The 12205-nt window shown below is 61.2% G+C and carries 9 protein-coding genes and 1 pseudogene; 4 read left to right on the top strand and 6 right to left on the bottom strand.

The genetic code is table 11. The features are described from left to right. Positions 1-406 precede the first annotated feature (406 nt). A pseudogene (locus tag QQF40_RS07540) lies at positions 407-1339 on the bottom strand (histone deacetylase family protein); the annotation flags it as partial. A 201-nt stretch (positions 1340-1540) separates the two neighbouring features. On the opposite strand from QQF40_RS07540, the gene QQF40_RS07535 reads away from it, so the two are divergent. From QQF40_RS07535 to QQF40_RS07520, 4 genes are all read left to right on the top strand, one after another. Beyond that, complete coding sequence (locus QQF40_RS07535) at positions 1541-4627, top strand: bifunctional acetate--CoA ligase family protein/GNAT family N-acetyltransferase (RefSeq protein WP_285460892.1); 3087 nt, start codon at positions 1541-1543, stop codon at positions 4625-4627. A 447-nt stretch (positions 4628-5074) separates the two neighbouring features. Continuing rightward, positions 5075-6283, top strand: coding sequence for a quaternary amine ABC transporter ATP-binding protein (locus tag QQF40_RS07530; RefSeq protein WP_285460891.1), 1209 nt, complete (start codon positions 5075-5077; stop codon positions 6281-6283). Then, positions 6280-7137, top strand: coding sequence for an ABC transporter permease (locus QQF40_RS07525; RefSeq protein WP_285460890.1), 858 nt, complete (start codon positions 6280-6282; stop codon positions 7135-7137). Before QQF40_RS07530 ends, QQF40_RS07525 begins: the two co-directional genes overlap by 4 nt. Before the next feature lie 179 nt (positions 7138-7316). Continuing rightward, positions 7317-8237, top strand: a complete 921-nt coding sequence (locus tag QQF40_RS07520; RefSeq protein WP_285460889.1) for a glycine betaine ABC transporter substrate-binding protein — start codon at positions 7317-7319, stop codon at positions 8235-8237. A gap of 155 nt (positions 8238-8392) precedes the next feature. Here the strand turns inward: QQF40_RS07520 and QQF40_RS07515 are convergent, their stop codons facing one another. The 5 genes from QQF40_RS07515 to QQF40_RS07495 all read right to left on the bottom strand — a co-directional run bounded on the left by QQF40_RS07515 (position 8393) and on the right by QQF40_RS07495 (position 11959). Beyond that, entirely contained in the window at positions 8393-9064 is a 672-nt protein-coding gene (locus QQF40_RS07515) for an RluA family pseudouridine synthase (protein ID WP_285460888.1), read from the bottom strand. An 84-nt stretch (positions 9065-9148) separates the two neighbouring features. After that, a complete protein-coding gene (locus tag QQF40_RS07510) occupies positions 9149-9676 on the bottom strand; it encodes a hypothetical protein (RefSeq protein ID WP_285460887.1) in 528 nt (175 codons plus the stop codon). Between the two features lie 300 nt (positions 9677-9976). Continuing rightward, complete coding sequence (gene pdxH, locus QQF40_RS07505) at positions 9977-10627, bottom strand: pyridoxamine 5'-phosphate oxidase (RefSeq protein WP_285460886.1); 651 nt, start codon at positions 10625-10627, stop codon at positions 9977-9979. A gap of 70 nt (positions 10628-10697) precedes the next feature. Beyond that, a complete protein-coding gene (locus tag QQF40_RS07500; RefSeq protein ID WP_285460885.1) occupies positions 10698-11072 on the bottom strand; it encodes a branched-chain amino acid transporter permease in 375 nt (124 codons plus the stop codon). Further along, on the bottom strand, positions 11069-11959 hold the full coding sequence (locus QQF40_RS07495; protein ID WP_285460884.1) for an AzlC family ABC transporter permease: 891 nt from the start codon (positions 11957-11959) through the stop codon (positions 11069-11071). Before QQF40_RS07495 ends, QQF40_RS07500 begins: the two co-directional genes overlap by 4 nt. Positions 11960-12205 lie beyond the last annotated feature (246 nt).

The raw sequence follows: 12205 nt of genomic DNA, 5'->3' as shown, positions 1-12205 counted from the left end.
TGACCTGGCTGTCTGTGACCTGGCTGTTCGCGACACCGAAGGCTCGCTGGTACTCGCTTGATGCAATGACAGGTTTCCTGGCTGCGGGAAAACTGTCGTGAGGTGTGGTGTGCGCCAGGGGGAAGCCACCGGTGCGGGGAGTGCTCAGCACTAGAACAGCCAGGCGCTAGAACAGCGGGTGATCACGCTCATCCTCGGCGGGCTTGGCAAGTGGCGACTGGGCGCCGTCTGGTGTGCCAGAGGCGGAGCGGGGTGGAAGGGAGCCCACGGTGGGAGGCGCGAAATCGAGCTGATCTGGCTCTTGTTTCTGTGACTCGGGTCGCTCTGACATGGGTTGCTCAGAAGCCGATTGCTCTGGAGGGTGCTGGTCGGGGCGTTGGCTGCTGGCACGCGCATCGAGGCCATCCTGCATCGGCAAGCCTACCAACGCCTTGAGGTGCGCCTCGGTGCTGCGTCCCAGCGCTTCCAGACAATACCCGCCCTCCAGCACGGAGACGATGCGCCCGTGGCAGTGGCGCCGCGCGACATCCATCGCCAGCAGGGTTACCCAGTAGTAGTCGTCATCTTCCAGGCACAGTTCCGCCATCGGGTCTTCGCGGTGTGCATCAAAGCCCGCCGAGATCAGGATCAACTCCGGCTTGAAATCATCGAGCTTCTTCAGCCATTGGGCTTCAATGGCGCGCCGGAAGACCAGTGAGCCGCTGCCTTCGCTCAAGGGCGTATTGTGGATGTGCTTCCAGCGACTCTCCAGGTATCGCCATGGGTACATGGCGTTCTGGAAGGAGGAGCACACCAGGGTATCGGGATCATGCTTGAAGATATCGACGGTGCCGTTGCCCTGGTGCACATCGAAATCGAGGATCGCGATGCGCTTCACGCCGTAATGCTGGCGGGCGTGCAGGGCGCCCACCGCCACGTTGTTGTAGAAGCAGAAACCCATCGCATCGGCGCGTTCGGCATGGTGGCCCGGTGGGCGCACGGCGCAGAAGACGTTGTCGGCCTGATCGCGCATCACCTGGTCGACCCCGCGCACCACCGCGCCGGCGGCCAGTCGCGCCGCGACCAGGCTGTCGGCACACATCACGGTGTCTTCGTTGATGGTCAGCAGCTGCCCGGCCTGGGGTGGGCATTTCTCCAGCGCCTGCAGGTGCCGCATGGGATGCACGCGCGCCAGCTGCTCAAGCGTTGCCGCTCGCGCACTGTATTGCTGGACATGCTGGATCACGCCACTCAGCGCCAGCTGACGCTCGATGGCCTGCAGACGCAGTGGGCTCTCGGGATGCGTGGGGCCCATGAAATGTTGACCGCAGTCGCGATGGGATATGTAGGAGGTGATCATCGGCATGCCTGCGTGAGTGTGCGGGTCATAATGGTCTGCACCATGACGTAACAGTAAGAGTCGTCTATGGCATGAGCCAGTCGCCGATGGTCTACCTTGTTTCACGCATGAAGGGCGCGAGGATGTCTGTTCAGACCTGCGCTTTCGCGGCATGCTGCTCATATCGCGCTGATGAGGCGCAACCGCTGACAGGACAAGCCTATGGGAACGCGATTTCTGCGAAATTTCTTCGAGCCCGCCAGTATCGTGGTGATCGGTGCCTCGGAAAAACCGCATTCACTGGGCGGGCAGGTACTGCGTAATCTGCTTGAAGGTGGCTTCAAGGGCGCCCTGACGGTGGTCAACCCCAAGGGTTATGAGACGGTGCATGGCGTGGCGTGCGTCAAGCGGGTCAGTGAGCTGGAACAGGTACCGGATCTCGCCATTCTATGCTCGCCGCCGGACACCTTGCCGCGTGTGGTCGAGAAGCTGGGACGGCATGGCGTCAAGGCGGCGTTGCTGATTTCGGGAGGTGTCGCACCGACGCCGGTCAGCTCGCTGGCCCGCGTCACCGGCAAGGGGCTCGAGATGCTGTCACGCCGCGACGGGATTAACTTCTCTGCCCCGCGTCTGCCCGGCATTCACAGGTCCACTACTGACAAGCCTGCCCCCGCACCCTCCATCATCGAATCGTCTGCCAATGAGGCCGGTGAGACTCCAGCATCGAGTGCCGAGCGCTATCCGCGGATCGCCGACAGCACGGACGACGTGCTGGATGCCTCGCAGGCACGTGAGCCGGGTGTAGAAGTCCCGCGTATTCACCGTGATCAGGAAAGTCTCAACAGTCGGTTGCTCAAGGCTGCCCGAGGCAGTGGAATTCGCCTGCTCGGACCGGAATGCATGGGCATCTGCGTGCCCAACCGTCACCTGAATGCCTCATTCAGCGGGCAGCCAGTGGCCAAGGGCAAGGTTGCCTATCTCGGCCAGTCGGGGATGCTGGGCAATGCGATGATCGACTGGGCGGCGGGGCGCGGCATCGGCTTTTCGCATCTGGTGACCCTGGGCGACAGCGTCGATGTGATGCTGCCCGATCTGATCGACTACCTGAATCAGTACGGGCCGTCGCAGGCCTTGCTGTTGCACCTGGAGCGCATTCACGACCCCATGCACTTCATGACCGCGCTGCGCGAGGCGTCCCGCAATCGACTGGTGCTGGCGATAAAGAGTGGCCGCACGCCAGAAGCCGACCTGTTCGGCACACATGTCACACGTGGGGTGCCCAATCGCGACCGGATCGTCGATGTTGCTCTCGCGCGTGCCGGGGTGGTGCGTGTCAATGACAGCGAAGACATGTTCGATGCACTGGAGACGCTGAATCGCATGAAGCCGTTGCGAGGTGATCGGCTGGCGATCGTCTCCAATGGGCTGGGTCCGGCCTTGCTGGCCATCGACAAGTTGATGGCGGGTGGCGGCAAGTTGGCCGAGCTGAGTGATGAGAGTCGTCAGGCGCTGCTCAAGGCCGAGCTGGATGTCAGCCTGCCGGGGCGCAATCCGGTGGATCTGGGTGGCAATGCCACGCCGGAAGATTTCCTGGCCGCGGTCAATATCGTGGCCAATGACCGTGGCGTTGACGCCGTGCTGGTCGTGCATGCACCGACACGCCTCGCTCCCTCACGGGCAACGGCCGAGGCCCTGGTGGCGCATCGCAAGCAATTCCGACGCAACCTGCTGACCAGCTGGATGGGGCTCGAACAGGCACTTTCGGCCCGCCATGAATGCCATCTGGCCGGAATTCCGACCTATCTGTCACCTGAGAAGGGCGTCAAGGCCTTCCTGCAGATGGTCGATTACCACCGCGTGCAGACACTGTTGCAACAGACGCCACCGAGCCTGGCCTTCTCGACCAGTGCCGAGATCCGCGCCCGCGCCCATGACCTGGTGCACAGCGCACGGCGTGCGGGCCGTGAATGGTTGACCCACTCGGAGACGGCGCAGGTACTCGATACCTACGGCATTGCCACCGCGCCCAGTCGCTATGTGCTTGACGCTGCCGAAGGCGCGCGCGCCATCGTCGAGTTGCAGCGTTCTGCCACTGATGACGACACGCCTTCTCGCCAGGGCCCCTATGCGCTGCGTGTGGTGCATGAACACAACAGTCGACCTTTTCGCTACCGCCGCTACCCACAGCGGCTGTCCTCCGGGGTGGTGCAGGACCTTTCCGGCCCGGAGGATATCGCGCTGGCGATTCGCCGCATCACCCAGAAGGTGGCGGAGGGCGATGCCGAGCGCGGCCGCAGTGAGCACGAGCGTACGCGCATTCATGAGTTCTGCCTGCAGCCGATGCAGCGTGGCAAGCACTCGCTGCAGTTGAGCGCAGGTATCACGCGCGATGACGAATTCGGCCCGGTGATCGTGTTCGGTATCGGCGGTTACAAGGTCAATGTGCTGGCGGACCGCCAGGTCGCCTTGCCGCCGCTCAACATGACCCTGGCGCGAGAGCTGATCTCACGCAGCCATGCTTCCCGCCTGATCGCCGAGCACTCGCCGGATCCGGAGCGCGATTTCGAACGCGTCAGCACGTTGTTGATCAAGCTCTCACAGTTGGCATCGGATTTGCCTGACATAAGAGGGTTGGAAATCAATCCGTTGTTGCTCAACCGCGAGGAAGCCGTGGCGGTGGATTTCGCGCTGGATCTCGGCAAACCGGCTCGTTTCGCGATCATGCCGTACCCTGAAGAGCTGCGTGAATGGGTGTCGCTGGACAATGGCATGCACGTCGAGGTGCGTCCGATACGCGGTGAGGATGCACCCTTGATCACGGCCTTCCATGCCAGGCTCTCCGAGGAAAGCATTCGTTTCCGCTACTTCCATCACAAGGCGGCGCTGACGCAGCGAGATCTCGCGTTGCTCGCCCAGATCAACTACGACCGCCAGATGGCCTTCATCGCCGAGCGTGAAGTGGAAGCACAATCAGGTGAGTCACCGCAGCGCGAGATGCTGGGGGTGGTACGGGTATGGAATGACCCGGACAACATTCGCACCGAGTTCTCCGTCATCATTCGTGATGACATGCAAGGCGAGGGGATCGGCAGGTTGTTGATGGAGAAGATGCTGCGTTATTGCCGCTCACTGGGCACTCTGGAGATGGTCGGCAAGATCATGATCGACAACCACCCGATGCGCGCCTTGATGAAGCACCTCGGCTTCACCTGTCGCTACAACATGGAGGAGCAGGTCATCGATGCCAGCATCCGTCTCAACGAGCCGGTCAGTGATTGGCAGCACCTGAGGCTGGAAGCCAAGGCCTGATGCGCATTGTTGGTGCATGGTCTGTGCATGAGCAGATTCATCGCCATGTGCAGGGAGTTGTGACGGTCACGTGCGTGGCTTGCCTGGTGATTCTCGGCAATACGCAATGCGTGACGGGCTTGAGAGCATTGGATCAACAACGATGCCCAGTATCGTGATTCAGGGAGGTATCGGTTGCGGGGTCAGGCACATACCACCTTGGTCGTATAAACGTATGTTCGTGTTTGAGCGCTTATCAATAAAACTGTATTGTAATTACAAATATAAGAATCCTTTATGGATTATGGCGCAGGGGATGACACAGTATTCTGTCAACAGGTTGGCAAGCTAAGCTTGCGGGCAGATTACGCGATTTCAGCGGCAGAGAGAGCCATTCTCCCTGCCGAGTGAAGTGCGTAATGAACTGAATCTGTGGATATTTCCTGCCCGCTGACGACAGGAAAGCCAATGACTGACACTCGCGACGTGAAGATTCGAGTGCGCAATCTGAGCAAGGTGTTCGGCAATCAGCCCGACAAGGCGCTCAAATTGCGTGATGAGGGCATGAAGCGCCCTGAGATCCTCGAGAAGACTGGCCAGACGTTGGGGCTTTCCAACGTGGAATTTGATGTGATGGAAGGCGAGTTGCTGGTCATCATGGGGCTGTCCGGCTCCGGGAAATCGACCCTGATCCGCTGCCTGAACCGGTTGATCGAGCCGACGGAGGGCGAGATCCTCATCGACGGCGATGATGTCGCCAAGCTGGATGACAAGTCGCTGCTGCGCTGTCGTCGCAAGCATTTCTCGATGGTATTCCAGAATTTTGCGCTCTTCCCGCACCGTACCGTGCAGCAGAATGCCGAGTTCGGGCTTGAGGTGCGCGGCGAGGAGAAGGAAGTCTGTTATCAGCGCGGTCGCGATGCGCTCAAGCAGGTCGGCCTTGAGGGCTGGGAAGATGCCTATCCCCGCCAGCTCTCCGGCGGTATGCAGCAACGTGTCGGCCTGGCACGAGCACTGGCCAACGACTCCACGGTGCTGCTGATGGATGAGGCCTTCTCGGCGCTTGATCCCCTGATCCGCAAGGACATGCAGCAGGAATTGCTGGCGCTTCAGCACAAGATGAAGAAGACCACCATCTTCATCACCCACGACCTTGATGAAGCCCTGTCCATCGGTGACCGCATCATCCTGCTCAAGGATGGCGAGATCGTGCAGATCGGCTCCCCCGAAAGCATCCTCACTTCCCCGGCCAATGATTATGTGGCGCGCTTCGTCGAAGGCGTCGACATGTCGCGCATCCTCACCGCCCGCTCGGCGATGACCGACGTGCGTGCCACCGCACGGGATGATGATGGCCCGCGCACGGCGCTGCGCAAGATGGGCGACAACAGTCTCGACAGCCTGTTCGTGGTGCGTCGTGATCGTACGGTACTCGGGATCATCACCGCCGAGGATACCGAACGTGCCGTGCGCGAGAATCTGACCGATCTCTCGAGCATCATCCACTCCGATTGCTGTCAGGTCTCGCCGGAAGAACCGTTGCACAACCTGTTTGCGATGTTTGCCGGTCATCACCATCCGCTGGCGGTGGTCGATGAACAATCCCGCCTGTTGGGCGTGGTGATCAAAGGGTCCGTACTCGCGGAACTGGCGGAAGCAGGGGAGGCACACGCATGAGCGACGCAACCGGTTTTACCATCCCGAAGATAGAACTGGGGGACTGGATCGAGACGGGGCTTGATTACCTGACGACCAACTACTCCGGTATCACCCGCGGCATCTCCAAGTTCACCGAGACCGGCATCGACGTCTTGAACGATGCGCTGATGTGGCTGCCCGAGTGGGCGCTGATCGCCCTGGTGGCCTTGCTGTGCTGGCGGCTGGCCGGCACACGCCTGGCCATAGGCTCCGTACTGGGGCTGGGGCTGATCTGGAATCTGGATCTGTGGGACCCGATGATCGAGTCCCTGACCCTTGTGGTGATCGCCACCCTGGTCGCCGTGGTCATCGCGGTGCCGCTGGGGATACTGGCGGCACTCTCGGACCGCTTCTACAAGGTCATCATGCCGGTCCTGGATTTCATGCAGACCATGCCGGCCTTCGTCTACCTGATTCCGGCGATTCCCTTCTTCGGCATCGGCTCGGTTTCCGCCATCTTCGCCACCGTGATCTTCTCGATGCCGCCGGCGATTCGCTTCACCACGCTGGGTATTCGTCAGGTGCCCAATGACCTGATCGAAGCGGCCGATGCCTTCGGCGCCACCCGCAGCCAGAAGCTCTTCAAGCTACAGCTGCCGCTGTCACTTCCCACCGTGATGGCCGGTATCAACCAGACCATCATGCTGGCACTGTCGATGGTGGTGATCGCGGCCATGATCGGTGCCGATGGCCTGGGGAATGAAGTCTGGAAAGCCATCCAGCGCCTGCGTCCGGGAGATGGTTTCGAAGCGGGTATCGCGGTGGTCATCCTGGCCATGCTGCTCGACCGCCTGACCCAGACCTTCAGCAAGGAAAAGAAGCCCCGTTCATAAGGGGATTCACCAGCGGCCTCCGTGTGCTTTTTGGCTATACGGAGGCCGTTTCGAGCACTTTCCATACCCGACTCAACGTTTGACTGTCGAGATGACGACGCGCCGTTGGCCGTCGACAAGCGATCTTCGACATATGTGCTTCGTTAAACAATGAGTAAATTCGAATAAAGGGGATAACGATGAACAAGCAAGATGCCTCCCGCACTACCTTAAACGTCACCGCGAAGATGAATGCCGCCACCAAGGCTTTGCTGCTCGGCGCTGTCATGTCTTCCTCACTGGCCGGCGCAAGCGCCGTCTATGCCGCTGGTGATAAGGGCGATGTGACGCTGGCCTACGTCGAATGGTCCTCTGAAGTCGCTTCCACCAATGTGGTCAAGGCGGTGCTCGAATCACAGGGCTATAACGTCGAACTCAAGGCGTTGTCTGCGGCGGCGATGTTCCAGGCGGTCGCCTTCGGCGATGCCGATGGCATGGTCGGTGCGTGGCTCCCCACCACCCACGAAGACTACATGGCCAAGATTGCCGACAAGGTCGACGACCTGGGCGTCAATCTCGAAGGCACCAAGCTCGGTCTGGTTGTACCGGCCTACAGCAAGCTCGAGACCATAGACGACATCAAGACCCACGCCGATGACATCGATGAGCGCATCGTCGGTATCGAGCCGGGCGCAGGTCTGACGCGCCTGACCGAGCAGGTGCTGGAGGACTACGATCTCGAGGACATCGACCTGACCACTGGCAGTGGCGCGACCATGACTGCCGCGCTGAGCAATGCGATCAAGGGTGAGCGTGAGATCGTTGTCACCGGCTGGACGCCGCATTGGATGTTCGCCCGCTGGGACCTCAAGTACCTGGACGACCCGAAGGGCGTCTACGGCGGTGCCGAGGAGATTCACACCTTGGCGCGCAAGGGACTCGAGGAAGACATGCCAGAGGTCTACGCGATTCTCGACAACTTCGCCTGGACTCCGGCTGACATGGGCGAAGTGATGCTCAACAACCAGGAAGACGATGCTGACCCCTACGAAACCGCCAAGGCGTGGGTGGAAAGCCATCAGGATATCGTCAAGGAATGGCTGCCGGCCGCGGCTGAGTGATGTCTGAGGCATGACTCACTGAATGATGAATGACGAAACGCCCCCACAGGGTCTCCTGTGGGGGCGTTTCGTTATGTGCCTGCAATGATGCGTCGCTCACGCTCGGCGAGATCAGCCTGACTTGATCAGATCGGATGGGGTCAGAACGGGCGGGTTTAGAAAGGACAAGGACTGCGCACTTCCATGCGCTCACCGCTTACAGGGTGGTCGAAGCTGATCATCTCGGCATGCAGCATCAGACGCTCGGCCATGAAGAAGGCCTCATCCGTCGCATAGAGGTCGCAGCCCAGGATCGGGTGGCCGATCTGTTGGCTATGGATGCGTAACTGATGCGTGCGGCCTGACACCGGCGTGAATTCGACGCGCGTGCGCGCCGGATTCTCCAGGCGTTCGATGACGCGGAAATCACTGATGGCGGTCTTGCCGGTCTCGTGGCAGATCTTCTGCAGCGGGAACTGGTCGACGTCCTTGGCGATGGGCAGCGAGATACGCCCGCTATCTTGCTCAAGATGGCCATGCAAGATAGCGGTGTAGGACTTGCCGATGTTGCGGTCCTGAAACTGGCGCGTCAGGTTGCCGTTGGCCGGCTTGTTGAGCGCGACTAGCATGATGCCCGAGGTGCCGAAATCCAGCCGATGCAGCAGCTTGGCACTGGGATATTCCTTGACCAGGCGATGATGCAGCGAATCCAGATTGAGCGGATGCTTGCCGGAAAGGCTGAGCAGGCCACTGGGCTTGTGGATCAGCAGGATGTCATCGTCGGCGTACAGCACCGCGTAGGTTTCGTGGCAGACGGGAACGATGAACGGGTCGGCTTGTGGCTGCATAAGGGCTCGTCAGTGACGTCAAGGGGGGCGGGGCGATACGGCAAGGGGCGCAAGCGCTGGCGCGGTCTAGAGCACCAAGGCGGTCTAGAGCGCGATATCCTGCCAGTGATACTCATACTCGTCGTCCTCACCATCCTGGGGCGCACGACCGATGAAGAGGCTGGCGGTGAAGGCGCGAACGAAGATCACCTGGCTGCCATCAAGGGCAGTCAGCAGCTCACCTTTCTTGAGTTTCTTGATCTTGCGCTTGCGCGCTGCGGCAGCATCACGCGCCGCGCGGGTGTCGGCGCGCCACTGGGCGGCAATCTCACCCGGCGCCGTCGACTGTTCAAGTAGCTCCTGGGGGCATTGCAGCGGAATGTCTGCCGTGCCCTCGTCACGGATATGGTATTCCCAGCGGCTGGGATCCCCATTCTTGGGTGCCTGCATCAGGTGCTGGCGAATGAAGGTATGGCCGTGAGGATGTTCCAGCACGGTATACAGCACATTGCCGACCACGGCGTGATCGACCAGCGAGATGCCATGACTGTCGGACGGGGTGTAGCCGGCCAGCAGACGGTCTACCAGTGTCTGACGTGCCACCTTGGGGGTGCCGCTGTCATCCCAGGCCATGAAGCCTCCATTTGAGCGTGTCTGGCATCGTAGGCCATGCCTGAGGCACCGTGGAGGGCGCAGGCAGTCTGGCATTCGAGAGGCCGAAAGGGCGGCCATTGTCCGGTTTGTGCTCGGCGAGGGCAAGCCGCTGACCGCGTGAATCTGCACCGTGGGCTCTCAAGGAATAGCGCAGGCGATAGCAGTAACGGCACTCTTGCGACAACCCGAGCGGCAACGCAAGAGGCCCCGCATGAGCGGAGCCTCGAGAAGAGCGCTGTGTTGGCGCAGAGTGGCTATCGGCATGGACTGGCTAGCAGGTCAGGGCGCCAGCAGCTGCTTGTGCCATTCGCCGTCTTCGGTGTCCAGGCGCTGGTAGCGCACGCGATCGTGCAGGCGCGAGGGCTGACCCTGCCAGAATTCGATCATCTCCGGCATCACGCGGTAGCCGCCCCAATGCTCCGGACGCGGTACCTCGGTGGTGGCATAGACCTGCTCGAAGCGACCCTGACGCTCGCTGAGCCATTCGCGATCGGGGATCTCGACACTCTGCTGCGAGACCCAGGCGCCCAGCTGGCTCTCCTTGGGGCGTGAGGCGAAGTACTGATCGGAGGTGGCATCCGCGACCTTCTCGACGCTGCCTTCGATGCGCACCTGGCGCTCCAGCGCGGGCCACCAGAAGGTCAGTGCGGCGAAGGGCACATTGGCCAGTTCGCTGCCCTTGTGGCTCTGATAGTTGGTATAGAAGATGAAGCCTTCACTGTCGCAGCCCTTGAGCAGCACGATGCGAGCATGCGGCTTGCCCTGGCTGTCGACGGTGGAGAGCGTCATGACATTGGCGTCGTTGTCATCGGCGGACAGGGCACTGGTCAACCACTCCTGAAACAGCTCGAAGGGCTCCAGCGGTGTATTCGCAAGGCTCAGGCCATCACCGGAATAGGTTCTGCGCACATCGGCGATATCGCGGTTCATGGTGGGCTCCCTTGATGAATTGCTCATGTAATGACATGACTGTGACCGCTCACGTGCTGGATCGCAAGCCTCAGACGCTGCCCAGCTGCAGCCATGCCATGTAAAGCCCGGTGCCGACGGCAATCGAGAGCAGCGCATTGCGTCGCCACAGATGCAGTCCCGCTACGCAGAGGGCCGCGACCAGCATGCCGGCGCCCTCGGCACTCTCGAGCCAACTCCGCCAGGCCGAGATACGGTCCGCGGATTCAGACATGTCAGGCAGTTGCATGGCCGACAGCGAGACAATGATCAGCACGACCATGACGATGGCCGGCAGATAGCGGCCCATATGCAGAATCAGCGGATGGGCTGAATGGCGGGACAGGAACACGAAGGGCAGCGCGCGCGTGGCGAAGGTCGCGCCGGCTGACACGGCGATCAATAGCAAGGCCTGCAGGGTCGTCATGGGGTGGTGTGCTCCGAGGCTTGGTTGTGCTCAGTCTGGCGAGCGCCAGACGTGCCGTGTGGGGGATGATCGTTACGCGGGGCTGGCGTGACGTGTGGCTGTTGTTTGCCTCGTTGGTAATGATACTGCCCGAGCAGGAGAGCGCAGGCAGTCGCGATGCTGCCCAGCAACAGTTGGTCTTCTGGCAGCAGCCACAGGCCAGCGAGCGTGACCAGCAGACCCAGCATGAAGGGCCAGCGCTCACGCAGGGCGAACCACTGTTCGATGCCCAGCACCACGAACAGCGCCGTCAACGCGAACTCGATGCCGCTGCTGTCAAAGCTGAGCTGTCCGGCAGCCAGACCCAGCAGCGTCCCCAGTACCCACCAGGATTGGTTGAGGAAGGTGATGCGCAACATCAGGCGCTGGTCATCACGGCGCGCCACGGGATCATCGCGTTCGCCGCTGCGTGGCAGGCTGGCCAGCAGCGAGTAGGTTTCATCGGTCAGCCCGAAGATGAGGTAGAGCTTGCCAAGGCCCGCCGCGCGGAAGCGCTCCAGCAACGACAGGCCGTAGAAGAGGTGGCGCGAATTGAGCAGCAGCGTGGCCACGAAGACCTCGGTGATGCCGGCGCCTGCACCAAGCAAGGCCACCGCCAGGAACTGGCCGGCCCCGGCCAGGATGACCAGTGACATGATAAGGCCCAGCCATGGGCTCAACGGCAGCTGTGTGAACAGCACACCGAAGGCAGCGCCAAGCGGGATATAGCCGAACATCACCGGCAGGGTCTGGTTGAGTGCCTGTTGCCATAGATGGCGACTGCTGACTGGCTGCGGGGGAGACGAGCCCGGACAGGTGGTATCGTCCCGGTAGGCGTGCGAGGTACTGGCCGTGGATGGCGGTGACATGGCGAGAGTTCCGTTCTGCGCATGAAGACGGGCGACACAAGCAGGGGGCCTTCGAGAGGCCGAGTCCCGGCAAGCCGCAGACAATCCATGCAGCATATAATGTCATCAAGCGTCAGGCGATGCTGCCAAGGTGGCAGCTGGCAGTGGAAAATGCTGAATCAGCGCACCACTGCTGATATTTCACATGTCTCATGGCGCCAAGGCGGATTGATTTACCGTGAGTCGCCAGGCCATGGCCACCTAACA

It is taken from the genome of Cobetia sp. LC6 (assembly GCF_030264805.1).
Taxonomy (GTDB): Bacteria; Pseudomonadota; Gammaproteobacteria; order Pseudomonadales; family Halomonadaceae; genus Cobetia.
This window is presented reverse-complemented; position numbering and strand designations above follow the sequence as displayed.